The 24,817-nt window shown below is 72.0% G+C and carries 20 protein-coding genes and 1 pseudogene; 15 read left to right on the plus strand and 6 right to left on the minus strand.

Features of this window, described 5'->3' with window-relative positions:
• Positions 1 to 106: 106 nt before the first annotated feature.
• The 8 genes from ACSYGO_RS38595 to ACSYGO_RS38630 are packed head-to-tail and all read left to right on the plus strand — an operon-like array spanning position 107 to position 7,997.
• A complete protein-coding gene (locus tag ACSYGO_RS38595) occupies positions 107 to 1,183 on the plus strand; it encodes a sugar ABC transporter substrate-binding protein (protein ID WP_460389491.1) in 1,077 nt (358 codons plus the stop codon).
• Positions 1,180 to 2,673, plus strand: coding sequence for a sugar ABC transporter ATP-binding protein (locus ACSYGO_RS38600; RefSeq protein WP_460389492.1), 1,494 nt, complete (start codon positions 1,180 to 1,182; stop codon positions 2,671 to 2,673). The genes ACSYGO_RS38595 and ACSYGO_RS38600 overlap by 4 nt, the downstream gene beginning before the upstream one ends.
• On the plus strand, positions 2,666 to 3,691 hold the full coding sequence (locus ACSYGO_RS38605; protein ID WP_095938006.1) for an ABC transporter permease: 1,026 nt from the start codon (positions 2,666 to 2,668) through the stop codon (positions 3,689 to 3,691). Before ACSYGO_RS38600 ends, ACSYGO_RS38605 begins: the two co-directional genes overlap by 8 nt.
• A gap of 59 nt (positions 3,692 to 3,750) precedes the next feature.
• Entirely contained in the window at positions 3,751 to 5,106 is a 1,356-nt protein-coding gene (locus ACSYGO_RS38610) for an L-fuconate dehydratase (RefSeq protein WP_426676775.1), read from the plus strand.
• Positions 5,103 to 5,867 carry an SDR family NAD(P)-dependent oxidoreductase gene (locus ACSYGO_RS38615; RefSeq protein ID WP_460389493.1) on the plus strand — a complete coding sequence of 255 codons (765 nt, stop codon included), beginning with the start codon at positions 5,103 to 5,105 and terminating at the stop codon, positions 5,865 to 5,867. Before ACSYGO_RS38610 ends, ACSYGO_RS38615 begins: the two co-directional genes overlap by 4 nt.
• On the plus strand, positions 5,864 to 6,850 hold the full coding sequence (locus tag ACSYGO_RS38620) for an aldo/keto reductase (RefSeq protein WP_426676774.1): 987 nt from the start codon (positions 5,864 to 5,866) through the stop codon (positions 6,848 to 6,850). The genes ACSYGO_RS38615 and ACSYGO_RS38620 overlap by 4 nt, the downstream gene beginning before the upstream one ends.
• Positions 6,847 to 7,161, plus strand: coding sequence for an L-rhamnose mutarotase (locus ACSYGO_RS38625; RefSeq protein ID WP_426676773.1), 315 nt, complete (start codon positions 6,847 to 6,849; stop codon positions 7,159 to 7,161). Before ACSYGO_RS38620 ends, ACSYGO_RS38625 begins: the two co-directional genes overlap by 4 nt.
• Complete coding sequence (locus tag ACSYGO_RS38630; RefSeq protein WP_432174016.1) at positions 7,158 to 7,997, plus strand: amidohydrolase family protein; 840 nt, start codon at positions 7,158 to 7,160, stop codon at positions 7,995 to 7,997. The genes ACSYGO_RS38625 and ACSYGO_RS38630 overlap by 4 nt, the downstream gene beginning before the upstream one ends.
• Before the next feature lie 71 nt (positions 7,998 to 8,068).
• Here the strand turns inward: ACSYGO_RS38630 and ACSYGO_RS38635 are convergent, their stop codons facing one another.
• Positions 8,069 to 9,499 carry a lipase maturation factor family protein gene (locus ACSYGO_RS38635; protein ID WP_426676771.1) on the minus strand — a complete coding sequence of 477 codons (1,431 nt, stop codon included), beginning with the start codon at positions 9,497 to 9,499 and terminating at the stop codon, positions 8,069 to 8,071.
• A 116-nt stretch (positions 9,500 to 9,615) separates the two neighbouring features.
• Between ACSYGO_RS38635 and ACSYGO_RS38640 the strand changes: the two genes are divergently transcribed.
• From ACSYGO_RS38640 to ACSYGO_RS38650, 3 genes are all read left to right on the plus strand, one after another.
• Positions 9,616 to 10,959: a DUF6777 domain-containing protein gene (locus ACSYGO_RS38640; RefSeq protein ID WP_426676770.1), complete on the plus strand. Its 1,344-nt coding sequence runs from the start codon at positions 9,616 to 9,618 to the stop codon at positions 10,957 to 10,959.
• Between the two features lie 79 nt (positions 10,960 to 11,038).
• Positions 11,039 to 13,114, plus strand: a complete 2,076-nt coding sequence (locus ACSYGO_RS38645) for a SpoIIE family protein phosphatase (RefSeq protein ID WP_426676769.1) — start codon at positions 11,039 to 11,041, stop codon at positions 13,112 to 13,114.
• A gap of 190 nt (positions 13,115 to 13,304) precedes the next feature.
• On the plus strand, positions 13,305 to 14,165 hold the full coding sequence (locus ACSYGO_RS38650; RefSeq protein WP_426676768.1) for an Fpg/Nei family DNA glycosylase: 861 nt from the start codon (positions 13,305 to 13,307) through the stop codon (positions 14,163 to 14,165).
• 77 nt (positions 14,166 to 14,242) lie between these two features.
• Here ACSYGO_RS38650 and ACSYGO_RS38655 read toward each other — a convergent pair whose 3' ends face one another.
• The 3 genes from ACSYGO_RS38655 to ACSYGO_RS38665 all read right to left on the minus strand — a co-directional run bounded on the left by ACSYGO_RS38655 (position 14,243) and on the right by ACSYGO_RS38665 (position 16,303).
• Complete coding sequence (locus ACSYGO_RS38655; RefSeq protein WP_426676767.1) at positions 14,243 to 14,893, minus strand: zf-HC2 domain-containing protein; 651 nt, start codon at positions 14,891 to 14,893, stop codon at positions 14,243 to 14,245.
• A gap of 209 nt (positions 14,894 to 15,102) precedes the next feature.
• Complete coding sequence (locus ACSYGO_RS38660; protein WP_028798764.1) at positions 15,103 to 15,618, minus strand: hypothetical protein; 516 nt, start codon at positions 15,616 to 15,618, stop codon at positions 15,103 to 15,105.
• Positions 15,619 to 15,754: 136 nt separating this feature from the next.
• Positions 15,755 to 16,303, minus strand: coding sequence for a sigma-70 family RNA polymerase sigma factor (locus tag ACSYGO_RS38665; protein ID WP_095938016.1), 549 nt, complete (start codon positions 16,301 to 16,303; stop codon positions 15,755 to 15,757).
• Between the two features lie 451 nt (positions 16,304 to 16,754).
• On the opposite strand from ACSYGO_RS38665, the gene ACSYGO_RS38670 reads away from it, so the two are divergent.
• Positions 16,755 to 17,948: a CapA family protein gene (locus tag ACSYGO_RS38670; RefSeq protein WP_460389494.1), complete on the plus strand. Its 1,194-nt coding sequence runs from the start codon at positions 16,755 to 16,757 to the stop codon at positions 17,946 to 17,948.
• Positions 17,949 to 17,985: 37 nt separating this feature from the next.
• On the opposite strand, the gene ACSYGO_RS38675 is transcribed toward ACSYGO_RS38670, so the two are convergent.
• Positions 17,986 to 18,465, minus strand: coding sequence for a universal stress protein (locus ACSYGO_RS38675; protein ID WP_095938018.1), 480 nt, complete (start codon positions 18,463 to 18,465; stop codon positions 17,986 to 17,988).
• 241 nt (positions 18,466 to 18,706) lie between these two features.
• Between ACSYGO_RS38675 and lysX the strand changes: the two genes are divergently transcribed.
• Positions 18,707 to 21,985 (plus strand): bifunctional lysylphosphatidylglycerol synthetase/lysine--tRNA ligase LysX, encoded by a 3,279-nt coding sequence (lysX, locus tag ACSYGO_RS38680; protein WP_432174012.1) that lies wholly within the window; start codon positions 18,707 to 18,709, stop codon positions 21,983 to 21,985.
• A 91-nt stretch (positions 21,986 to 22,076) separates the two neighbouring features.
• A complete protein-coding gene (locus ACSYGO_RS38685) occupies positions 22,077 to 22,919 on the plus strand; it encodes a polysaccharide deacetylase family protein (protein WP_426676764.1) in 843 nt (280 codons plus the stop codon).
• A 39-nt stretch (positions 22,920 to 22,958) separates the two neighbouring features.
• On the opposite strand, the gene ACSYGO_RS38690 is transcribed toward ACSYGO_RS38685, so the two are convergent.
• Positions 22,959 to 23,621 (minus strand): class F sortase, encoded by a 663-nt coding sequence (locus ACSYGO_RS38690; protein ID WP_426676763.1) that lies wholly within the window; start codon positions 23,619 to 23,621, stop codon positions 22,959 to 22,961.
• Positions 23,622 to 24,364: 743 nt separating this feature from the next.
• On the opposite strand from ACSYGO_RS38690, the pseudogene ACSYGO_RS38695 reads away from it, so the two are divergent.
• Positions 24,365 to 24,757, plus strand: a pseudogene (locus tag ACSYGO_RS38695) (hypothetical protein); the annotation flags it as partial.
• Between the last annotated feature and the right edge of the window lie 60 nt (positions 24,758 to 24,817).

Raw genomic sequence — 24,817 nt, forward strand, 5'->3', positions numbered from 1 at the left:
GGAGGGTGTTGTGACCCCGAAGTGGTCTGATAAATATTCGTCCCGGCTGGAAGAGGGACCTCCGGCCACGCATCCTGCTCGATCACGCTCGATGAGGAGCCGTCAGATGGCCGGCAGAACTGTGCGGAACAGGCGAACCACGTCGCGAGCGGCACGTGCGGCCCTCGCGGCAACCTGCGCGACCCTCGTGCTCGCGGCATGCGGCAGCACCAAGGACACCGCCGCCCCGGGCGGCGGAGGAGGCGACGGCACCGGCAAGGTCGGGGTGATCCTGCCCCTGCTGACTTCGCCGTTCTGGCAGTCGTACAACGACTACGTCCCCAAGATGGCGAAGTCCGAGGACGTGGACGCGCTCAAGACCGTCAACTCCAACAGCGATCCCTCGCAGCAGATCACCGACATCAACAACCAGCTGAACCAGGGCGTGAAGGGCCTCGTCGTGGCCCCCCTGGACAGTGCCGCGATCGCCGCCGGACTCGACCAGGCCGAACGCAAGGGCGTCCCGGTGGTCGCCGTGGACGTCGCACCCGACAAGGGCAAGGTCGCCATGGTCGTGCGCGCCGACAACGTCGCGTACGGGGAGAAGGCCTGCGAGTACCTCGGCAAGCAGGTCGGATCCGGCAAGGTCGTGCAGATCATGGGCGACCTGGCCTCCGTGAACGGCCGTGACCGCTCCGAGGCGTTCCGCAGCTGCGTCAAGAAGAACTACCCGAAGCTGAAGGTCCTGGAGATCCCCGCCAAGTGGGAGTCGGACACCGCGGCCTCCAAGCTGGACACCCTGCTCAACGCCAACCCCGACATCAAGGGCATCTACATGCAGGCGGGCGGCGTCTACCTCGCGCCGACCCTGCAGACCCTCAAGTCCAAGGGGATGCTGAAGAAGGCGGGCGAGGCGGGCCACATCACGATCGTCTCCAACGACGGCATCCCGCAGGAGTTCGACGCCATCCGCAAGGGCCAGATCGACGCCACCGTCTCCCAGCCCGCCGACGCGTACGCCAAGTACGGCATGTACTACATCAAGGCGGCGATGCAGGGGAAGACGTTCCAGCCGGGCCCGACGGACCACGACTCGGAGATCGTCAAGCTGCCCAGCGGCATCCTGGAGGACCAGCTGCCCGCGCCGCTGGTGACCAAGGACAACGTCGACGACCCCAAGCTGTGGGGCAACACGGTCAAATGAGTACACCACTGGTCGAGGCGCGGGGGATCGTCAAGCGGTACGGACCCACCGTCGCTCTCCAAGACGGCCGGCTCACCGTCCTTCCCGGTGAGTCGCACGCCCTCGTCGGCCGCAACGGCGCGGGCAAGTCCACCCTCGTCAACGTGCTCACCGGACTCCAGGCCGCCGACGAGGGCACCGTCCTCTTCGACGGTGAGCCCGCGCCCGCCCTCGCCGACCGGGACGCCTGGCGCCGCAAGGTGGCGTGCGTCTATCAGCGGTCCACCGTCGTCCCCGAACTCACGGTCGCCGAGAACCTCTTCATCAACCGGCAGCCCACCGGCAGGGGAGGCCTCATCAGCTGGCGTCGGCTGAGGACCGAGGCGGCCGAGGTCCTCGACACCTGGGACGTGCACGTCGACCCGGACGCGCGGACCGCCGACCTCAAGGTCGAGGACCGCCAAATGGTCGAGATCGCACGGGCGTTGAGCTTCGGCGCCCGGTTCATCGTGCTCGACGAACCGACCGCCCAGCTCGACAACCGGGAGATCGACCGGCTGTTCACCCGGATGCGCGCCCTCCAGGAGTCGGGGGTGACCTTCCTGTTCATCTCGCACCACCTCCAGGAGGTGTACGAGGTGTGCCAGACGGTCACGGTCCTGCGCGACGCCCGCTGGATCACCACCGCGCCGGTCGCCGAACTCCCGCGCCCGGCCCTGGTGGAGGCCATGGCGGGCGAGTCGATCGCCGAACGGCGGGGCGCCGACCGGACGGTGGCCGCGGACGCGCCGGTGATCCTCGACGTCGAGGGCCTCACCTCGGGCGCCTACGAGGACATCGACCTCACCGTCCGCCGCGGCGAGGTCCTCGGCCTCGCCGGCTCCAGCGGCAGCGGCAAGATCGAGCTCGCCGAGTCCCTCGCCGGACTGCACACCCCGACCGGCGGAACCGCGCGGCTGGACGGCGAGCGCCTGCCGTTCGGCGACGTCCAGGCCGCGCTGCGGGCGGGCGTCGGATGCGTGCCGCGCGACCGTCACGACCAGGGGCTCGTCTCCTCGATGAACGTCGGCGACAACACCACCATGACCGTCCTCGGTCGGCTCGGGCGCCACGGATTCATCGGCACCGACCGCAGACGCGCCTTCGCCGCCGACCTCATCGAGCGCCTCGACATCCACACCGAGGGCCCGGAGCAACCCGTCTCCGACCTCTCCGGAGGCAACGCGCAGAAGGTCGTGATGGCCCGCGCCCTCGCCTCGGACCCGCGTCTCCTCGTCCTCATCAACCCCACCGCGGGCGTCGACGTGAAGTCCAAGGAGTCGCTGCTCTCACGCATGGACAGCGCCCGGGAGGACGGCACGGCCGTGCTCGTCGTCTCCGACGAACTCGACGACCTGCGCCGCTGCGACCGCGTCCTCGTCCTCTTCCACGGCCGCGTCGTCGCCGAGCACCCCGCCGGCTGGCACGACCACGAGCTCATCGCCTCCATCGAAGGAGTGGACCATGGCTGACACCAAGGCCCCGCCGCTCACCCCCCTCCGGGCCCCGGACCCGCGTGCCGCCAAGACGATGCTGCTCCGCCGCGCCCGCGAACTCGCCCTCGTCCCGGCCCTGTTGCTGCTCATGGTGCTCGGAGCGTTCGTCAACGACTCCTTCCTCACCGAGCGCAACCTCATCTCGATCCTCGGCGCGTCGGCGGCCCTCGCCATGGTCGTGCTCGCCGAGTCCCTCGTGCTCATCACCGGCAAGTTCGACCTGTCGCTGGAGTCCGTCGTCGGCATCGCGCCCGCCGTCGGCGCGCTGCTCGTCCTGCCCGCGGCCCAGTCCGGCTGGGGCACCGAACTCCCCGCGGCGCTCGCCCTTCTCGCGATCCTCCTGGTGGGCGCGGCCATCGGCGCCTTCAACGGCATCCTCGTGGTGAAGTTCAAGCTCAACGCCTTCATCGTGACCCTCGCCATGCTGATCATCCTGCGCGGGCTGCTGGTCGGCGCGACCAAGGGCAAGACGCTGTTCGGGATGCCCGACGCGTTCTTCTCGCTGGCCACCACCACCTTCCTGCGCGTCCCGATGTCCGTGTGGCTGGCCGCCGTCGCCTTCGGCGTCGCGGGCCTGGTCCTCAAGTACCACCGCGTCGGCCGCGCCCTGTACGCGATCGGCGGCAACGCGGACGCGGCCCGCGCGGCCGGCATCCGCGTCGAGCGCGTCATGCTCGGCGTGTTCGTCGTCGCGGGCGTCCTCGCCTCGGTCGGCGGGATCATGCAGACCGGCTACGTGGGGGCGATCAGCGCCAACCAGGGCAACAACATGATCTTCACCGTGTTCGCGGCGGCGGTCATCGGCGGCATCAGCCTGGACGGCGGCAAGGGCACCATGTTCGGCGCCCTGACCGGCGTCCTGCTGCTCGGCGTCGTGCAGAACCTGCTCACGCTCGCCCAGGTGCCGTCCTTCTGGATCCAGGCCATCTACGGCGGGATCATCCTGGTCGCCCTCATGATCGCCCGCGTGACGACGGGCCGCGCCCAGGACTGACCCCCTTCGACTCCGTACGGGCCCTCCGTACGCCCCCGTCCCGGACCGAAAGGCCTCCCGTGTCCCCAACTGCCGCCCGTATCACCGCGGTCGACACCTACGACATCCGTTTCCCCACCTCGCGCGAGCTCGACGGCTCGGACGCGATGAACCCGGACCCCGACTACTCGGCGGCCTACGTCGTACTGCGCACCGACGACGCCGACCTTCCCGAGGGGCACGGATTCACCTTCACCATCGGGCGGGGCAACGACGTCCAGGTCGCCGCGATCGACGCGCTGCGCGGACATGTGATCGGCCGGTCCGTCGACGAGCTGTGCGCGGACCCGGGATCGCTCGGCCGGGACCTGATCGGCGACAGCCAACTGCGCTGGCTGGGACCCGAGAAGGGCGTGATGCACATGGCGATCGGCGCCGTCCTCAACGCCGTCTGGGACCTCGCGGCCAAACGCGCCCGCAAGCCGCTGTGGCGGCTGCTCGCCGACGCCGACCCCGAATGGCTGGTCGGCCAGGTGGACTTCCGCTACATCACCGACGCGCTGACCCCGCAGGAGGCGCTGGACCTGCTGCGCCGCGGGAAGGAGGGTGCCGAGCAGCGCCGGGCAGACCTCCTGGAGCGCGGCTTCCCCGCGTACACCACCTCGCCCGGCTGGCTCGGCTACGACGACGAGAAGCTCACCCGGCTCGCGGCCGAGGCCGTCACGGCCGGGTTCCGCCAGATCAAGCTCAAGGTCGGCGCGGACCTCGACGACGACCTGCGCCGCTGCCGGGTCGCCCGCTCCGTGGTCGGCCCCGGCATCAGGATCGCCATCGACGCCAATCAGCGGTGGAACGTCGACGAGGCGATCGCCTGGACCAACGCGCTCGGCGAGTTCCAGCCCTACTGGATCGAGGAGCCGACCAGCCCGGACGACGTCCTCGGGCACGCGGCCGTCCGCAAGGCCGTGACACCCGTGAAGGTGGCCACCGGCGAACACGTCCAGAACCGCATCGTGTTCAAGCAGCTCCTCCAGGCCGGCGCCATCGACGTCCTCCAGATCGACGCGGCCCGCGTCGGCGGGGTCAACGAGAACCTAGCCATCCTGCTGCTCGCCGCCAAGTTCGGTGTGCCGGTGTGCCCGCACGCGGGCGGGGTCGGACTCTGCGAACTGGTCCAGCATCTCTCGATGTTCGACTTCGTCGCGCTGTCGGGCACCACCGAGGACCGGGTGATCGAGTACGTCGACCACCTCCACGACCACTTCGTCGACCCCGTGGTGATCCGCGACGGCCACTACACGGCACCGTCGTCGCCCGGCTTCTCGGCCACCATGCGACCCGAGTCCATCGCGGAATTCACCTACCCCGGCGGTACTTTCTGGGCAGCCGACCTCGCGCAGCAGTCACGAACCGACCGGAAGGGGGCGGCCGCATGACGGACGCACAGGACTTCGACGGGCTCAAGGCGCTGGTGACCGGCGGTGCGTCCGGCATCGGACGGGCCACCGCGGACCTGCTCGCCGCCCGCGGCGCCCGGGTCGCCGTGCTCGACCTGGACCCGTCGTCGGTCGAGGGGCCACTGCTCGGCCACCGCGCCGACGTCACCGACGACGCCTCCGTCCGCGCCGCCGTGGCCGCTGCCGCCGAAGCCCTCGGCGGCCTCGACGTCCTCGTCAACAACGCGGGCATCGGCGCCCAGGGCACCGTCGAGGACAACGACGACGCCGAGTGGCACCGCGTCCTCGACGTCAACGTCCTCGGCATCGTGCGCACCAGCCGCGCCGCGCTGCCCCTGCTCCGGCGGTCCGCGCACGCGGCCGTCGTGAACACCTGCTCCATCGCCGCCACCGCGGGCCTGCCCCGGCGCGCCCTGTACTCCGCCACCAAGGGCGCCGTCCTGTCCCTCACCCTCGCCATGGCCGCCGACCACGTCCGCGAAGGCATCCGGGTCAACTGCGTGAACCCCGGGACCGTGGACACACCCTGGGTCGGCCGGCTGCTGGACGCCGCCGCGGACCCGGCCGCCGAACGAGCCGCTCTGGAGGCCCGCCAGCCCACCGGCCGGCTCGTGACGGCCTCCGAAGTCGCCGGTGCCATCGCCTACTTGGCGAGCCCCCTGTCCGGTGCCACCACCGGTACCGCGCTCGCCGTCGACGGGGGCATGCAGGGCCTGCGACTGCGGCCGGTGGGGCAGTGAGCGCGCTGGGAGGCAGCGGGGTCGAGGTCGGTGCGCTGTCCTTCGGCGGGGCGGCCATCGGCGGCCTCTACACCGAGGTCGCGGAGGAGCAGGCGTACCAGGCCGTCGACGCCGCCTGGGAGTGCGGCATCCGCTCCTTCGACACCGCGCCGCACTACGGCATCGGCCTCTCCGAACGGCGCCTGGGCGCGGCCCTGCGCGACCGGCCGCGCGCCGCGTACACCCTGTCCACCAAGGTGGGCCGCGTCCTGGAGCCGACCGACGAGGGCGGCGACGACCTCGCCCACGGCTTCGCCGTCCCCGCCACCCACCGCCGCGTCTGGGACTTCAGCGCCGACGGAGTGCGGCGGAGCCTGGACGCCAGCCTCGAACGCCTCGGACTCGACCGGGTCGACGTCGTCTACCTGCACGACCCCGACGACCACGCCGAACAGGCCTTCCGCGAGGGCTACCCGGCCCTGGAGGACCTGCGCGCGCAGGGCGTGGTCGGCGCGATCGGCGCGGGCATGAACCAGACCGCGATGCTCACCCGCTTCGTCGCCGACACGGACGTCGACGTGGTGCTGTGCGCGGGCCGTTACACCCTCCTCGAACACGGCGCCCTCGCCGACCTGCTGCCCGCGGCCGGACAGCGCGGCACCTCCGTCGTCGTCGGCGGCGTCTTCAACTCCGGTCTGCTGGCCGACCCGCGGCCGGGTGCGACCTACGACTACTCCGCAGCACCCGCGGAGGTCCTGGAGCGCGCCCTGCGGCTCAAGTCCGTCGCCGAACGGCACGGCACCACGCTGCGGGCCGCCGCCCTGACCTTCCCGGCCGCCCATCCCGCGGTCGCGAGTGTCCTGGTCGGCTGCCGCTCCGCGCACGAAGTCCGCGACTGCGTCGCACAGTTCACCACGAAGGTGCCCGCCGGCTTCTGGCACGAACTGCGCGCGGAAGGCCTGCTGCCCGCAGGCGCCCCCGTCCCCGTACCGGAGCCGTCATGAGAGTCGCCCTGCACACGAAGGTCCGCGCCGACCGGGTCGCCGCGTACGAGGCCGCCCACCGCGAGGTCCCCGAGGACCTGACCGCCGCGATCCGCGCCGCCGGGGCCACCTCCTGGACGATCTGGCGCAGCGGCACCGACCTGTTCCACCTCCTGGAGTGCGAGGACTACGGGCGCATGCTGGCCGAGCTGGAGAAGCTGCCGGTCAACATCGCCTGGCAGGCCCGCATGGCCGAACTCCTCGACGTCGTCCACGACTACTCCGGCGCGGGCGCCGACGCGGGACTGCCCGTGGTGTGGGAGCTGCCGTGACCGTCGACGCCCACCACCACGTGTGGGACCTGTCCGTCCGGGACCAGGACTGGATCACCGGGCCGGAACTCCAGTCACTGCGCCGGGACTTCGGGATGTCCGACCTGGAGCCCGAGGCGCGCGCCGCGGGCGTCGACCGGACCGTCCTCGTCCAGACGGTCACCGTGGCCGGGGAGACCCCGGAGTTCCTGGCCCTCGCGCGGGAGAGCGAACTGGTGGCGGGGGTCGTCGGCTGGACCGATCTGACCCGACCCGACGTCGCCGAGGAGCTGGCCCGGCTGCGCGAGCTGCCGGGCGGCGGGTACCTGAAGGGCATCCGTCACCAGGTCCAGGGCGAGTCCGACCCACGGTGGCTGCTGCGTCCCGACGTACGCCGAGGACTCGCCGCCGTCGCCGCGGCGGGACTCGTCTACGACCTGGTCGTGCTCCCGCACCAGCTGTCCGCGTGCGCCGCGGCGGCCGCCGACCACCCCGGACTGACCTTCGTGCTCGACCACGCGGGCAAGCCGCCGATAGCCCGGGGCGCCCTGGAGCCCTGGGCCGCCTCCGTCCGCGCGCTGGCCGCCCTGCCCAACACGGTCTGCAAACTCTCCGGACTCGTCACCGAGGCGGACCCGGCCGACTGGACGGTCGAGGACCTGCGCCCCTACGCGGACACGGTCCTGGACGCCTTCGGCCCCGCCCGCCTGATGTTCGGCTCCGACTGGCCCGTGTGCACCCTGGCCGCGACCTACGGACAGGTCGTCGACGCCACGCGGGAGCTGCTGTCCGGCCTCGACGGCGAGGAGACCGAGGCGGTCCTCTCCGGCACCGCCACGCGCGTCTACGGCGTCTGACGCGCCCGCCGTCCACCGGGACCGGTTCCCGCGAGCGAGGGGCGGACCCCACCTTCGCGCGCGGAGGGCCGTCAGTACGGCACGCGGCGCTCGGCGGCCGTCTCCAGGCGTGTCGGCGGCAGGAAGTCGCGTACGTACGTGCGGTGCCAGCAGGCGCCGGTCTCCCGCAGTTCGCGCCATGTCGTGTACCGGTAGCGGTAGAGGCGGGCGCGGACGTAGCGGGGCGGCGCGTCGGCGGGGAACGGCGAGCGGCGCAGCAGCCGCAGGGTGTCCCGGTCGTTCTCCAGCAGCCGCTCCACCAGACCCGCGAACCAGGCGCCGGCGTACGCGGGCGACAGCGCCGCGAACCACATCAGCCAGTCCAGCCGCAGATGGTAGGGCGCGAACTGGCGCGGCCAGTGGCGAAGGTCGCCCGGCTTGCCCTTGAACTCGTACTCCTGCCACCGCGAGTGCTCACGCGGCAGATCGTCCGCGGTGCCCTCGACGACCACCTCGTAACGCACCCGGCTGACACTGCCGAACGCCCCGTAGGTGTTGACCAGATGGAGCGGGTCGAAGGAGCGGTTCATGACCTGGCGCCGGGAGAGCAGATTGCGGGCCGGCCGGTAACTGAGCGCGAGCAGACCCGCTGCCACGGCGAGCACGACGACCTCGTACCAGAGCGGTGGCCCGGCGACGCGCGGGGCCGTGCCGGGGAACCGGACCGCCGACAGGGCCACCACGATGGTCGTCCAGTTCAGCCACGCGAAGTTCCCGGACAGCACCAGCCACAGCTGGGTGAGGATCATCAGCGAGGCGGCCGCGGTGGCGATCGGCTGCGGCGTGAAGAGGAGCACCGGGACGACGAGTTGGGTGACGTGGTTGGCGGCCACCTCGATCCGGTGGAACGGCTTGGGGAGATGGTGGAAGAACCAGCTCAGCGGGCCCGGCATCGGCTGTGTCTCGTGGTGGTAGTACAGGCAGGTCAGCTTCCGCCAGCACGCGTCCCCCCGCATTTTGATCATCCCCGCGCCGAACTCCACGCGGAACAGCACCCACCGCAGCAGGAACAGCACGACGATCGGCGGCGCCACCTCGTCGTTGCCGAGGAAGACCGCCAGGAAGCCCACTTCGAGCAGCAGGGACTCCCACCCGAACGAGTACCACGTCTGGCCGACGTTGACGATCGACAGGTACAGCGCCCACGGGACCAGCCACAACAGCATCCCGCCCCACAGCGGCAGCAGCGAGTCGGCCCCCGCGATCAGCGCCACCGACACCGCGCAGCCCGTCCAGGACCAGAGCGCGAAGAAGCGGTCCGAGTAGCGCAGATGGAACACGCTCGGCGCGGCACGGAACGGCACGCGCGCCACGAATCGCGGGACCGGCAGCATCCCGCGCTCCCCGAGCAGCGCGCGGAACTGCAGCGCCGCGCCCAGGAAAGCCATCAGGTACACGACGGCCAGCGCCCGCTGGAAGACCAGCCGGCTCCACCAGTACTCGGGGGCGACGAACCACTCCACGATGAGCGCTCCTCTCCCTTCCATTGTGACGCTGGGTGACCGCTTCGGCTTGCGTGACCCGAGCGGGCGACGCAGACAATGGTGGTCGAATTGCCCGGGATGAACGGGAGAACGTGGTGCACATACCCACCAGGGCCCTCGTCACGGCCTGCACGCTCGCGGCGGCGCTCCTCGTCGCCGGGTGCGGCGGCGACAGCGGCCAGGCCAGCGCGTCCGGCGCCTCGTCCGGCGAGGACGTCTACCTCCAGCCCGTCACGGACCGGGGGCCCGACCCCTTCACCGACTCCACCGCCACCGGCGGCGGGGCCGACCCGGGTGTCACCCGAACGCCGCAACCGGCGGCGAGCGGCGGCGCCTTCGCCCCGCGGGGCACGCTCGTCGTCCCGGGCTCCCTGTCGGGCCTGTACGGCGGCACCCGGAACACCGCGAGCTGCGACGTGGAGAAGGAGATCCGCTTCCTCGCCGCCGACGGGAGCAAGGCGCGCGCCTTCGCCGGGGTCGCGGGCATCTCCCGGTCGTCGGTCCCGGACTTCCTGCGCGGGCTGACCTCGGTCGTGCTGCGTGCCGACACCCGGGTCACCAACCACGGGTTCAGCGACGGACGGGCGACCAGTTTCCAGTCCGTTCTCCAGACCGGTACCGCCGTCCTCGTCGACGACCGGGGCGTCCCCCGGGTCCGCTGCGCCTGCGGCAACCCGATCGGCACGCCGGCCGCGCGCGGGAGCGGTTCGGGCACCCGCGGCACGCCCTGGTCGGGATATCGGCCGACCCAGGTCGTCGAGGTCGCCCCGGCGCCCACGGTGATCACCGGCCTCACGATCGTGGACGTCGACGACCACCAGTGGATCGAGCGCCCGACGGGGCACGACGGCCACCGACACGACCACGTCGTACCGGCGCCGGACGGTTCGGGCGCGACGGAGCGCCCCTACCGGTCGTCACCCGGTCCGTACGACTCGGCCCCGGGAGTCGGCCCGGACGGGCGGGGCACCGGTCCGGACTGCGGCACGCCGACCGCGGCCGCCCCCGTGCCGTCGCGGCCGACGGGCAGCGTCCCGGGCGGGACCCCGGGGACGGTCACTCCCGGGGCGCGGCCCCCCGGCGCGGACAGCGGTTCCGATCAGGCCGCGGCGGGCGCCGCGAGGTCCGGTCCCACGCGGTCCGGCCTCCCGACGGGTGCCCCCTCGGCCGGAGACCCGGTGGCGTGCGCCACGGCCACGCCGTCGGCGACGGAATCCGGGACCGCGCAGAGCCCGCCGGACAGGAGTGCCGCGCCCGGCCGGTCCGCGTCCGCGGTACCGCCCGCCCCGCCGAGCGACCCGGGTACCCCCGACGAGGACACGGGCCCCGAGACGGTGCCCGAGGATCCCGACGTCCCCGACGGCGGTGGGCTCGTCCCCGAGGAGACCGCAGACACGGACACGATCTTCGACGCGGCGACGGACGTGTTCGGCGGCTGACCGTCCGCTCGGCCCGGGGAGCCCGGAAACGGGCTCCCCAGAAGTCGAACAATCGGGCAAACCCTGACAAGGTGGCTCCATGGTTCATCGGGGAGCGAGCGCCCTGTCACTCCCGGACGACTGGCCCGCCCACCCGGATCCGATCCTGGCGCTCAACCGCATGGGCAGCTTCGACTGGGACCTGGACACGGGTCTGATGCACATGGACGCCCAGGCCCACGCGGTCTTCGACATGCGTCCGGGCGAGTACGACGGCAACCCCGCCACCCTGTCCGTGCGCGTGCCCGCCACCGAGTCGTACCGACTCGACACCATGGTGTCCCAGGCCCTCAAGGACGGCAGCGAGAACTACGGCGCCTACTTCCGCATCCGCTGCCGCGACGGCTCCCTGCGCTGGACGCACACCCAGGGCTGCATCCGCCGCGACGAGACCGGACGGCCACGCCGGATCATCGGCATCGTGCGCGACGCCACCGAGGAGCTGAGCGAGAGCGCTGCACGCCGTGAGCAGGCCGCCGAGGACGAGGCCCGCCGGCAGCAGACCAACGTCGTGCAGATCACCACCGCCGCGCTCGCCCACGCCCGCACCGTCCAGGACGTCATCGACGTACTGAAGGACTCCCACGGCGTCACCCACCTCGGTGCGACGAGCCTGGTCATGGGGCTGGTGGAGGCGGGCCGCATCCGGCTGGTCGCCGAAGGGCCCGCGGGCAGCTTCGTCCCCGGCACCCTGGTCACCCGCATCGACGAGCAGTACCCGATGAGCGAGGTCGTACGGACCCTCTCCCCGCGTTTCATCGATTCGCCCGAGGACTTCGCCGAGTCCTACCCGCTGCTGTGGCCGCACATCACCGACCTCGGGATCACGTCGGCCGCGTATCTGCCGCTCATCGCCCAGGCCCGCCCGATCGGCGCGATGGGCCTGCTCTACAACGACCGGCACGGCTTCTCGGCCGAGGACCGCAACGTCCTCGTCGCGCTCGGCAGCAGCATCGCGCAGAGCCTGCAGCGCGCCATGTTCTACGAGCAGGAGAAGGACCTCGCGCAGGGCCTCCAGCAGGCGATGCTGCCGCGCTCCATCCCCAGCGTCCCCGGCGCCGACGTCGCCGTCCGCTACCGCTCCGCCTCCCTCGGACGCGACATCGGAGGCGACTGGTACGACCTGATCCCGCTGCCCGGCGGACGCGTCGGCGCCGTCATCGGCGACGTCCAGGGCCACGACACGCACGCCGCCGCCGTCATGGGCCAGCTGCGCATCGTGCTGCGCGCCTACGCCGCCGAGGGCCACACCCCGGCCACCGTGATGGCCCGTGCCTCGGTCTTCCTGCACGAGCTCGACACCGACCGCTTCGCGACCTGCCTGTACGCCGAGGCGGACCTGTCCACGGGGGTGGTCCAGCTGGTCCGGGCCGGCCACATCGACGCGCTGGTCCGGCACACCGAAGGCACCTGCCGCAGGGTGAGCGTCGAAGGAGGTCTGCCGCTCGGCCTGTCCGCCGAGTTCGGGCGGCTGGAATACCCGGTCACCAGCATCGAGCTCGACCCCGGACACACCCTCCTGCTGTGCACCGACGGCCTCGTCGAGCAGCCCGGCACCGACCTCGACGACGGCATGCACACCCTGCGCGAGCTCATCTGCTCGGGCCCGGACGACGTCAGCGAGCTCGCCGACCGGCTGATCGACGTGGCGGAGGACCGCGGCGGCGACGACGACGTCGCGCTGCTGCTCCTGCGCCGCCGCGGCCTCACGGATCAGCGGTCGGGCGGACGGCTCCAGCAACACGTGGCCCCGGGCGACCCCGAGGCCCTCACCGAGGCGCGCCACATGATCCGCGCTGCGGTCCGTGCCTGGGGCGCGGGCGAGCGCGCCGACGAGATCGAGCTGGTCGCCGACGAACTGATCACCAACGCCCTCATGCACACCGAAGGCCCGGCGATCGTCACCCTGCGCGTGCTCACCGGGTCCGACCGCCGGCTGCGCGCCGAGGTGGAGGACGTGTCCAGCGCCCTGCCGCGCCGCCGGGAGGCCGGCGAGTCCGGGGTCTCCGGCCGCGGGCTCCTCCTCGTCGACCGCCTCACCGACGTGTGGGGTGTGGAGGCCCGCGGTGGCGGCAAGTGCGTGTGGTGCGAGTTCATCGTCCCGGAGCGGGACTGACCGGAACCGCCCCGGACCGGACCGCCCCCACCGGACCGCCCCGGACCGAATCGCCCCGGACGGTGCCGGACCGACCCGGACGGTGCTGAACCGCCCCGGACGGGACCGGCCCGACCCGGACCGGGCCGGGACCCGCCGCGTGCGCCCGGTGCGCCGGTGGGTTGTCGGTGCCGGATGGCACTCTGGACCTATGCCGGAACTGCCCGAGGTCGAAGCGCTCAAGGACTTCCTGACCGACCATCTCGTCGGCCGCCAGGTGGTGCGGGTGCTGCCCGTCGCCATCAGTGTCCTGAAGACGTACGACCCGCCGGTCACGGCCTTCGAGGGACGCGAGGTCACGGCCGTGCGCCGGTACGGCAAGTTCCTCGACATCGAGGCGGACGGCCTGCACTTCGTGACGCACCTGGCCCGCGCGGGCTGGCTGCGCTGGAAGGACACCCTGCCCGACGGGCCGCCCCGCCCCGGGAAGGGCCCGCTGGCGCTGCGGGTGGCGCTGGAGACCGGCGAGGGCTTCGACCTCACCGAGGCGGGCACCCAGAAGCGCCTCGCGGTGTACGTGGTGGACGACCCGGCCAGGATCCCCGGCGTGGCCCGGCTCGGTCCCGACCCGCTCGCCGACGACTTCGACGCGGCCCGCCTCGCGGCACTGCTGTCGGGGGAGCGGCGCCGGCTCAAGGGGGCGCTGCGCGACCAGAGCCTGATCGCCGGCGTGGGGAACGCGTACAGCGACGAGATCCTGCACGCCGCGAAGATGTCGCCCTTCAAGCTCGCCTCCTCGCTGACACCCGAGGAGACGGGACGGTTGTACGAGGCGCTGCGCTCCACCCTCACCGAGGCCGTCGAGCGGTCCCACGGGCTGGCCGCCGGGCGCCTCAAGGCGGAGAAGAAGAGCGGGCTGCGGGTGCACGGCAGAGCGGGCGAGGCCTGCCCGGTGTGCGGAGACACGATCCGCGAGGTGTCCTTCAGCGACTCCTCGCTCCAGTACTGCCCGACCTGCCAGACCGGCGGCAAGCCGCTGGCGGACCGCCGGATGTCGCGGCTGCTCAAATAGCGGCGCTCACGGGTGGCTCCCGTGGGGGCCTGGGTCTCCCGGCCGGAGGCCGGGGGCTCCGGCGAGCGCAGGCGTGGTCAGCGGGGCTTGAGGGTCACGAGGTGTTTGCCGTCGGTCGTGCGCACCTCGAACTGGCGGATGTCCTTGGGCCGCATCGCCGCACCGCCCTGCATGCTGGTGGTCCTGCCGTCGTTCGGCGGCTCCATCCAACTGGTCACCGTCTGCTCGGAGCCGTCCATGCCGACGACGACCAGCTGACAGGCCCGCGGCCCGCCGCTGTCCTTGACCTGGACGTCGACCTCGCTGCCCCACACCCGGTCCTGGGTCGTGACCTGGGCCCACACCCCGGTCCGCGTGTCCGTCGCGGAGATCTGGTCCGAACGCGGCTCGTGCGAGCTGACGATCGCGACCGCGGGACCGCCCACCGCGAGCACCACGGAGGCCGCCACGGCGTACAGCCGGCGCCTGCGCCCGGTGCGGTTCCGGGCGGCCACCTCGCCGAGCAGCCGGTCGAGCAGCCGGGGCCCGGGGGCGGCGAAGGGATGCACGGAGCGCGGAGTGGCTCGTCGGTACAGCATCAACTGCCGTGTGGCGGGGCGGAACTCACTCACCTGCGCCGAGCACTGGGGGCACTCCATGAGGTGATCCTCGAAACGGAAAGCCTCCGCCTCGTCCAGCACGCCGAGCGCGTAGGCGCCGACGTCGCGATGCCGTTCCAGGGACCTCATACCGAATACCGAATCCTCGTGGCCATGGTGCGGGGTGGGGGTGGTGTTGCTGTTGCCCACCGATACGCACCGGACCGGCGAATCATTCAAGACTCGTCCGGAATCGCGGACAAGACATTCGGAGCGGGGGGCCCCGCGGATTGGTGCGAGCCGAAAAAACTTTGCCCGCGCGTGCGGCACCGCCGCCTCGGCGGTGTTCCGGCGCCGTCTCAGAAGAGGTGGATCGCCAGATGCCCGAGCGGCAGCCCCAGCCGCCAGGCCGGCGTCCACACCTTCGGGCCGTCGTCCTCACCGGGCACGGAACCGCCCCCCGGCACCGCGTCCAGGTCGGGCGCGAGCAGCTCGGTCTCCTCCAGCCAGCGCCAGGCCGCCGCCGCCAGCTCCAGGTCCGGGGCGGGAGCGCCGGACGCGGTCGCCTCGGCAGTCCGCCGCGCCATGTGCTCACGCACCCAGTCCTGCCACGGCTGGTCGTACGCCGTCAGCGAGAGCCAGGTGTCGAGCTGGGTGACGACCCGGATGCCGGAGAGCTCGTCCCCGCTGTCGGCGAGGTAGATGGTCAGCGCCAGGGCGTCGCGCCCGGCGCGGAACTCGAAGGACGTGGGCGGCATCAGGTCGCCGGTCCGCAGCAGCTCGTCGGCGATGTACTCGGCGTACAACCAAGCCATGGGGACGGTGAGTTCGCCACCGCCGGTGCCGTCCGTGCTCTCTTGACCTCTGTGCAGCATCCCTTCCTGCCTTCCTCCGGTACGTGCGCGTCGCCCGAACCCGGGCCCCCAGTCCGGAACACGGATGAGGCAAGCTGATTGCTCAACCATGGTCCTCAGCAAGGCGCTTTACGGAGGTTTGACTCAGCCCACGGTTTCACCGCAGGTCGGCCGCGTATCCCGGAAGGACTCGGCGCAGGGCGCGCAGCGCGTAGTACGCGCGGGACTTCACGGTACCGGGCGGGATCCCCAGCGCTGCGGCGGCCTCCGCCACACTCGCCCCCTGGAAGTACACCAGCACCAGGACTTCACGGTGCTCGGGAGTGAGTGTCTTCACAGCCTCCCGTACGTCGAGCATCGCCGCCGACCGTTCGGCGTGATCGGCGCAGACCCGCGCGCTCTCCAGCACCGCGTCGCCGACCTCGGCGGGGCGCGCCTGACGGGCCCGGCGCGCGTCTATCGCGAGCCGCCGTCCGACGGTGAGCAGCCAGGGGCGTACGGAGTCGAAGTCGTCGGCGCGCAGTGCCTCGGGATGCTGCCAGGCGCGCACGAGCGTCTCCTGCAGCAGATCCTCGGCTCGCTGCCGGTCGCCGTCGGAGAGGCGGAGCAGCAGGGCGAAGAGGGGCCGGCCGTGCTCGCGCTGCAGCGCGGCCAGCTCGTGCTCGGCGGTCGTCCCGTGCGTGATGGTGGTGGTTCCGGCCGTCATGGCCCGTATGCCAGCGCGATGCGCGCCGCTCGGACAGGCCGGTCACACGGTTGTGCGGTGGGCGGTCGAAGCCGTCGGTGAACGGTGCGCCGAACGGTCAACCGGGTCCGGAGCGGCGTTCTCCGAACGGGCGCGCGGGGTCCGGGCCGCATTCTCCGAACGGGCGCGCGGGGTCCGGGCCGCATTCTCCGAACGGGCGCGCGGGGCTGGGGCCCGGGCCGCGTTCGCCGAACCGTAGCCCGGAGCCCCCGCCGGGGTTGGAGCCGGAGCCGGAGTCCGGGCCGGGTGCGACGCGCCCTCCCCGGCGCCCCGTCGCTCTGACGGGCCCGTCCCGGAGCGCCGGACGGGCTACCGGCGTGCGTTGCTCCTTGACTCCCGGCGGCCCCCATACGTGGATTCTTCTCAATTCATATCTGTTCATAAGGAAATCCGACTACATCGGGGCGATTCGATGAACGCACGCACACGACGGACCACCCTGACCCTCGCGGCCGTGGTCGTCACGGCACTCGCGGGCTGCCAGGCCCGGCACCAGGCCTCCGAGGCCTCCCCGTCCCGGCAGTCGTCAGGACAGCCTGCCGCGTCGTCGGCCGGGCATCCGGCGGCGCCCGGGCCCAGGACCGGGTTCACCCTCGTCGCCTCCGGGGACATGCTGCCCGACACCTCGATCATCGAGCGCGCGCAGTTCGACGCGGGCGGCCTGGGATACGACTTCCGACCCATGCTCGCGGGGGCCGGACCCGCGGTGTCCGGTGCCGACCTGGCGATCTGCCACATGAACGCGGTCTACGGCGGGGACGCCGACGCGTCCGGCTCCCCGGACCTCAAGGCGCCGCCGCAGATGGCCGACGCGCTGGCCGCGACCGGCTACGACGGCTGCGCCACCGCCTCGGAGCACAGCCTGGACGACGGCGCCGACGGCATCCGGCGGACCCTGGACGCCTTCGACCGCGCCGGCGTACGGCACGCGGGGTCGGCCCGCACGCAGGAGGAGGCGAAGGCCGTGACCCTGATGCGCGCCGGCGACGCCCAGGTCGCGCACCTCGCCTACACCGTCGGCCCGAAGGGCCGGTCGCTTCCCGAGGGGCAGCCCTGGGCGCTCGACCTCCTCGACCGCGACAAGATCGTCGAGGACGCCCGGGTGGCCCGCAGGGCGGGCGCCGACGTGGTCGTGGTGTCCCTGCACTGGGGCACCGAGTGGCAGGACGCGCCGGACGAGCAGCAACTGAAGCTGGCCAAGCAGCTCACGGCGTCCCGCACCGACGGGCGGGCGGACATCGACCTGATCCTCGGCACCCACGCGCACGTCCCGCAGGCGTACGAGAAGGTCGACGGCACCTGGGTCGTCTACGGCCTGGGCGACCAGATCTCCGGCGAGACGGACGACCGGGGGGTCCGGGACGCTCGGGGCAACGAGAGCACGATCGCGCGGTTCACGTTCGCGCCCCCGGCGCACGAGGGCGAGCGCTGGCCGGTGGCCAGGGCCGAGTTCGTCCCGCAGGCGTTCGACGTCGACGCCGGCCGTGTCGTCGACCTCAACGCCGCCCTGCAGCAGGGCGCCGACGTCGGCGACATGCGTGACCGGATCCGGGACGTCGTCCTGAGCCGGGGCGCGGCCCAGGCCGGGCTGGTCATGGCGCAGTGATCCCGCGCGGCCGGGGCGCCGTTCGCCGTCGGCCGGTCTACGGGACGACCGTGACCGGCCAGCGGCCCGCCTTCACCAGCCGGATCGCCACCGAACCGATGATCCGGTGCCCCGCCTGCTCGGACGCGCCGACCACCACGGCGTCCGCCTTCAGCTCGTCCGCGGCCTTCACCAGGCCGTTGTAGGGGTCGCCGCGGAAGGTGTGGAACTCCCAGCGCACCTCGAATATCCCCTTGACCCGTTCGGTCGCGTCACGGATGTACTTGACCAGGTCCTCGGCGATCTCGTCGGTCGTCTCCGCGACCGGCACCCCGAGCGCCGCACCCGCCGCCATCACCGGCTGGACGTAGACGACCGCGAGCAGCGCGCGCTGCCGTCTGGCCAGGCCTCCGGCATATGCCGCCGCGCGGAGCGACGAGTCGGAGCCGTCCACACCGACCAGGATGACCTTCGGCCCGTCCGTGCCCCGCTCGAACTGATGCGGCTCGGACTGAGGTGAGTGCTGCTGTTCCGTCACGGCTGTGAGGCTATCGGAATCTGCAGGTCCGGAGGCATTGCGGGACCGGGGGATCCTGCCCGGCCGGCGGAGCGGAATCCGCCCGCCGTGCGAGGGGTCCGGCGCGCCGGGCGCCCGGGAGCCGCCCCCGGCGGACGCACACCGCCCGAAGGCGCGGCGTCCGGTGGGGTGAGGGCGCCCGCTGGGCGGGCCGCGGGAGCTCGACGGGCGGGGGTGCGTCGGTCTTCCTACAGTCGGAACCATGAGTGCCACCGTGGACGCCCGTCCGCCGAAGGACTCGGCCGGCGCGGCGAGGCGGCCCGGGGCAGGCTTCCTCGACAGGGTCCCGGAGGGCTTCGCCACCTTCTTCGGCGCCCTCGGACTGCTCTGCCTCCTGCTCGCCCTCTTCGCGCCGCTGCGCAGGCTGCTGCGCCCGGTGGTGCGCTTCCTGGACCTGCTGATCGTGCCGGTCAGCGCCAACCTCGCGTACGCCGTCTTCCTCTTCCTGCTGGCCGCGGCGACCGCCGCCCGCAAGAAGATCGCCTGGTGGCTGGTGGTGGTCTACCTGGGCCTGCTGGTCCTGGTCGACATCCTGGGCGTCGCGGCGGGCCTGTTCGCGCAGTCGGTCCCCTCCCTCGTCGTCTGCGCGCTGCTGCTGGCGCTGCTGATCGTGGCCCGCGGCGCGTTCTACGCCGACTCCCGGCACGGCGCCGTGCGCCGGGCCCTCGTCGTCCTGCTGGCCGGGCTGGCCGTGTCGATCCTGGTGGGCTGGGGCCTGGTGGAACTGTTCCCCGGCACCCTGCCGCACGGGCAGCGACTGCTCTGGGCGGCCAACCGGGTCTGCGGCGGACTCGTCTCCGGGCAGTCGTTCGACGGACGTCCGCCCCGCTGGCTGTTCTTCCTCCTCGGGCTCTTCGGCGCCCTCGCCCTCCTCAACGCCGCCGCCACCCTCTTCCGCTCCCAGCGCCTGGAAGCGGCGCTGCGCGGCGACGAGGAGTCCCGCATCCGGGCGCTGCTGCGCACCTACGGAGCCGACGACTCCCTCGGCTACTTCGCCACCCGCCGCGACAAGGCGGTCGTCTTCTCCCCGAGCGGCAAGGCCGCCGTCACCTATCGCGTCGAGGCCGGCGTCTGCCTCGCCAGCGGCGACCCCGTCGGCGACCGCGAGGCCTGGCCGCACGCCATCGGCTCCTGGCTCGACATGGCCCGCCGCTACGCCTGGGCGCCCGCGGTCATGGGCGCCTCCGAGGAGGGCGCCAAGGCGTACGCCCGATGCGGCCTCGGCGCCCTGCAACTCGGCGACGAGGCGATCCTGCACGTCGGCGACTTCGACCTCGGCGGCCGGGAGATGCGGGTCACGCGCCAGGCGGTCAACAGGGTCAGGCGCGCCGGCGCCACCTGCCGCGTACGCCGTCACTCCACCCTCACCGACCAGGAGATGAGACAGGTCGTCGACAAGGCGGACGCCTGGCGCGACACGGAGACCGAACGCGGCTTCTCGATGGCCCTGGACCGGCTCGGCGACCCCGCCGACGGCGACTGCCTGCTCGTCGAGGCGCTGGGCGCCGACGGCCGGCTCCTCGCGCTGCTCTCCTTCGTGCCCTGGGGACCGGACGGCATCTCCCTGGACCTGATGCGCCGCGACCGCAGCGCACCCAACGGCGTCATGGAGTTCATGGTCGCCGAACTGTGCGCGGTGGCCGGAAAGTTCGGTGTACGGCGGATCTCGCTCAACTTCGCCGCGTTCCGCTCGGTGTTCGAGGAGGGCGCCCGCATCGGTGCGGGACCGGTGCTCAGGCTCTGGCGCCGGCTGCTGCTGTTCTTCTCCCGGTGGTGGCAACTGGAGGCCCTGTACCGCTCCAACGCCAAGTACCACCCGCAGTGGTACCCCCGCTTCATCTGCTACGGCGAGACCGGCGCCCTCGCGCGGATCGGCCTCGCCTCCGGCATCGCCGAGGGCTTCGTCTCCGTGCCGTCGCTGCGCAAGCTCTGGGGCAACGGGCACACCCGCGGCGCACCCGGACCCGCCACCGCCGAGGGCCTGCCCGCACCGTCGGCCCCCGGGGCGGGCGGTACGGAGGAAACCGGGACGGCGGAGCCGCACCAGGGCCTGCCCGAGCAGGTCCGGATCCGCCACCGCACCCTCGACCGGCTCCGCGCCGAGGGCACGGACCCCTACCCGGTGGACGTCCCGCCCCGCACCCACACCCTCGCCGACGTCCCGCAGGGCGCCGATGTCACGGTCGCCGGCCGTGTGATCCTCGTACGCGACTTCGGCGGCATCCTGTTCGCCGTGCTGCGCGACTGGTCCGGAGACCTGCAGATCGCCCTCACCCGGGCGGAGTCGGGCGCCGCGCTCGACCGGTTCCGCAAGGACGTCGACATCGGCGACCACATCACCGCGAGCGGTCTCGCCGGCGCCAGCGACCACGGAGAGCGGACCGTCTTCGCCACCTCCTGGCAGCTCACCGGCAAGTGCCTGCGCCCGCTGCCGGACAAGCGCCGGGGACTCGCCGACCCCGAGGCGAAGGTCCGCCGCCGCTACCTCGACCTGGTGTCCAGCCCGGACGCCCGCTCCGTCGTGCGGGCCCGCTCCACGGCCGTACAGGCACTGCGGCAGGGCCTGCTCGACCGCGGCTACCTGGAGGTCGAGACGCCGATGCTCCAGCAGATCCACGGCGGCGCCAACGCCCGGCCCTTCACCACCCACATCAATGCCTACGACCTCGACCTGTATCTGCGCATCGCGCCCGAGCTGTATCTGAAGCGGCTGTGCGTCGGCGGCCTGGAGAAGGTCTTCGAGCTGGGCCGCACCTTCCGCAACGAGGGCGTCTCCTACAAGCACAACCCCGAGTTCACGATGCTGGAGGCCTACCAGGCGTTCGCCGACTACGACGTCATGCTCGACCTCGCCCGCGAGCTGATCCAGCACGCGGCCACCGCCGCCTTCGGCACGCCCGTCGCACGCAAGGACGGCACCGAGTACGACATCTCCGGGCCCTGGCCCGTCAAGACGGTGTACGGCGCCCTGTCGGAGGCGCTGGGGGAGCAGGTCGACGCCGACACGCCGCTGGAGACGCTGGTGCGGCTGTGCGACCGTGCCGATGTGCCGTACGGGCCGAAGGACTCGCGCGGCGACGTCGTGCTGGAGATGTACGAACGGCTGGTCGAGGAGCGGACCGGGCTGCCCACCTTCTACAAGGACTTCCCGACCGAGGTCTCCCCGCTGACCCGGCAGCACCGCGTCGACCCGCGCCTGGCCGAACGCTGGGACCTCGTCGCCTTCGGCACCGAACTGGGCACCGCCTACTCCGAGTTGACCGACCCCGTGGAACAGCGCCGGAGGCTGACCGAGCAGTCCCTGCTCGCCGCCGGGGGAGACCCGGAGGCCATGGAACTGGACGAGGACTTCCTGGACGCCCTGGAGTACGCGATGCCGCCCACCGGGGGTCTCGGCATCGGAGTCGACCGGCTCGTGATGTTCCTGACCGGGCTGACGATCCGCGAGACACTGCCGTTCCCGCTGGTGCGCCGCCGCTGAACGGCAACCCCCTAGTCCCATCGGGTGTTTTCGTGGGTCCGCGCCGGTGTTGCTCAGCCGCGCCGCCCCTCCACGGGGTGACTCATGAGTCATGAAAAAGGATCAGCTGTTCACCCGGCGCCGGATGTTGATCGCCGGTGGTGCCGTCCTGGGTGCGGCCGGGGCGGCGGGCACGGCCCGAGTCCTGACGGCCGAGCCGGCCGCGCGGCCGGCGAGTGTCCCGCCGGGCCAGGGCCCGCAGTTGCGCACGGCGCTCAAGCCCTCCGCCTTCCGCCTGCAGCCGATGGCGGGATACGGACCGCCGCGGCACAGGCCGGTGAAGACCGCCGTCCGCCGCGAGCCGATCCTGCAGATGTCCGGAAGCGGCCGCCGCATGGTGCTGACCTTCGACGACGGTCCCGACCCGCGGTACACCCCGCACATCCTGAGCACCCTGCGCGAGTACGACGTGCGGGCCATGTTCTTCGTGTGCGGCGAGATGGCCGTCGACAACAAGGACCTGCTGCGCGAGATGGCCGACGACGGCCACATCGTCGGCAACCACACCTGGACCCACCCGCAGCTGACCGAGCTCTCGCGTTCCGCGATCCGCCGCGAGATCGAGCGCACCTGCGAGGTCATCGACGACGCCTACGGAGAGCCGCCCGCCTGGTTCCGCGCACCGTACGGCGCATGGAACCGGAACATCTTCAAGATCGGCGCCGAACTCGGCATGGAGCCGCTGGCCTGGACGGTCGACTCGCTGGACTGGACGACCCCCGGCACCCGCACCATCGTCGACCGGGTCGAGGAGGGCGCCGCCCCGGGCGTCGTGATCCTCTCGCACGACGCGGGCGGTGACCGTTCGCAGAGCGTGCGGGCGCTGCGCGAATACCTTCCAAAATTGCTGGACTCCGGCTACCACATCACCGTGCCGCACCGGAAATTCGTGTAGGGACGGCATGCGGGCATTCGCCCGCCCGGCCGGGAACGCTCAGCGAACCTCGACCAGGCGGGCGAACACCACGACATTCCCGTCGTAACCGTGCTGCTTGGAGAAACCGCCGCCGCAGGTGATGACCCGCAATTCCGGGGTGCCCTTGCTGCCGTACACACGGTCTCCGGGGAAATTGCTCTTCTCGAACACGTCGACGCCGTACACCTCGAACACGGCCGTCTTCCGGTCCTCGCGCAGGACCTCGATCCTGTTGCCCTTCTTGAGCGCCCCCAGTCCGTAGAAGACCGCGGGGCCCTGCGTGTTGTCCACGTGGCCGACGATGACCGACGTGCCCTTCTCGCCGGGCGAGACCGCGCCGGTGAACCAGCCGGCCAGGTTGGGGTCGTCCGGGGGCGGCGCGTCGACCCAGCCGCCGATGTCCAGGCCCACCGGCACGGCCGGGGCGTCGACCTGGATCGCCGGGATCTTCACCCGCTGCACCGAGGAGAACGGCAGACCGGACGGCCCGTTCGAGAAGGTGCCGGCCGAGGTGCGACTGTCCGCCGCGGCCGCCGAAGCGGGCTGCGGAGGACCCACGTCGAACTCACCGGAGCCATTTCGAATGAGTGCGAGGCCGGTCAGCAGAACAAGCGCTATGACGCCCCAAGGGGCGCGCTTCCTCCGCCTCTCCTCCTCTTCGGCCAGTTCGGACGCAAGCATTCGTCATCCCCTCTCGACATGGCCGTCGCCACGTCCGTCGAGCATATGAGAACGCTAATTCCAGCACGGCCGTCCGGCGACGGGACGCGGGCGAACGGGTGGCGGAGTACATCGGTCGTGAGCCATCCGAGTCCCCGGGACCAGGAATTTTCTGACGGTCCGTGACCTGCGGCAATATCCGATTGTGTGGAATTCCTTCGGCGTGTCCTCTCACCAGGACGGACCATTCTCGAAATGCGGGCCCGTGCCCGGCATCTGAAGGTCGGTCTGGGAGGCGCTGTCTCGCCGATCCACCGGGGACGGTTCCCGGGGCGTCTTCCGCGGAGGATCACATGCGCAACGCACGCGCCCTGGCGGCCTCGGCCGCCGCGGCCGCACTCCTCGGGACAGTCGCCCCGGCGGCTCTCGCCGACGGTATGGGCGGCGGCACGGGCACTCAGAACGGCACCATTGTGGGCGGCGGCACGGGCACCCAGAACGGCACCATCGTGGGCGTCGTGCCAGGCACCGGTGTGGTGCCGGGCAACGGCTTCGTGCCGGGGTACAACAACGGATTCGGCAACTACGGGTTCAACAACGGCTACAACAACGGCTTCAACAACGGGTTCAACAACGGGTTCAACAACGGCTTCAACAACAACCACGGTGGCAACAACGGTTTCGGGAACAACAACGGGTTCGGCAACAACCACGGTTTCGGGAACAACAACGGGTTCGGCAACAACCACGGGGGCGGCTCGCGGAACATCGTCGCCCAGCCCAACGTCATCGCAGCCGGGGGCCGGCTGACGGTGACGGTCGACGGATGCCGCAACGGCGGCACCATGACCTCGCCCGGATTCGGGCGCGCCACCCTCGCCCGGGTCCCCGGCAACAACGACACGGCGAGCGGAACGGCGACCGTGAACCGTGACGCGCGCCCCGGCCCGTACGACATCACCGTCAACTGCGTCGGTGTGGGCGCACTGACCCGCCCGAACGCCTACACCGTCATCGGCGGTGTGCGCGGTGGCCTCGGTGGCAGCACCACCGGTGCGGCGCCCGCCGACATGGCGATCGGCGGCGCTCTGGTGGCCTCGGCGGTGATCGGCGGCGGCGTCTTCTGGCTGCGCCGCAGGTCCGAGAAGAAGATCTGACCGGCGTCCCCCGGAAGAGAACCGGTCCCGTCCCCCTTCGGAGACCGTCCGTGCTCCTCC

It is taken from the genome of Streptomyces krungchingensis, from assembly GCF_054729265.1.

Coding starts and splice junctions, on each gene's coding strand:
- ACSYGO_RS38690 (WP_426676763.1), bottom strand. CDS start 23,621: ATGCTTGCGTCCGAACTGGCCGAAGAGGAGGAGAGGCGGAGGAAGCGC.
- lysX (WP_432174012.1), top strand. CDS start 18,707: ATGAGTGCCACCGTGGACGCCCGTCCGCCGAAGGACTCGGCCGGCGCG.
- ACSYGO_RS38615 (WP_460389493.1), top strand. CDS start 5,103: ATGACGGACGCACAGGACTTCGACGGGCTCAAGGCGCTGGTGACCGGC.
- ACSYGO_RS38670 (WP_460389494.1), top strand. CDS start 16,755: ATGAACGCACGCACACGACGGACCACCCTGACCCTCGCGGCCGTGGTC.
- ACSYGO_RS38605 (WP_095938006.1), top strand. CDS start 2,666: ATGGCTGACACCAAGGCCCCGCCGCTCACCCCCCTCCGGGCCCCGGAC.
- ACSYGO_RS38625 (WP_426676773.1), top strand. CDS start 6,847: ATGAGAGTCGCCCTGCACACGAAGGTCCGCGCCGACCGGGTCGCCGCG.
- ACSYGO_RS38665 (WP_095938016.1), bottom strand. CDS start 16,303: ATGACGGCCGGAACCACCACCATCACGCACGGGACGACCGCCGAGCAC.
- ACSYGO_RS38650 (WP_426676768.1), top strand. CDS start 13,305: ATGCCGGAACTGCCCGAGGTCGAAGCGCTCAAGGACTTCCTGACCGAC.
- ACSYGO_RS38685 (WP_426676764.1), top strand. CDS start 22,077: ATGAAAAAGGATCAGCTGTTCACCCGGCGCCGGATGTTGATCGCCGGT.
- ACSYGO_RS38595 (WP_460389491.1), top strand. CDS start 107: ATGGCCGGCAGAACTGTGCGGAACAGGCGAACCACGTCGCGAGCGGCA.
- ACSYGO_RS38600 (WP_460389492.1), top strand. CDS start 1,180: ATGAGTACACCACTGGTCGAGGCGCGGGGGATCGTCAAGCGGTACGGA.
- ACSYGO_RS38660 (WP_028798764.1), bottom strand. CDS start 15,618: ATGCTGCACAGAGGTCAAGAGAGCACGGACGGCACCGGCGGTGGCGAA.
- ACSYGO_RS38645 (WP_426676769.1), top strand. CDS start 11,039: ATGGTTCATCGGGGAGCGAGCGCCCTGTCACTCCCGGACGACTGGCCC.
- ACSYGO_RS38655 (WP_426676767.1), bottom strand. CDS start 14,893: ATGAGGTCCCTGGAACGGCATCGCGACGTCGGCGCCTACGCGCTCGGC.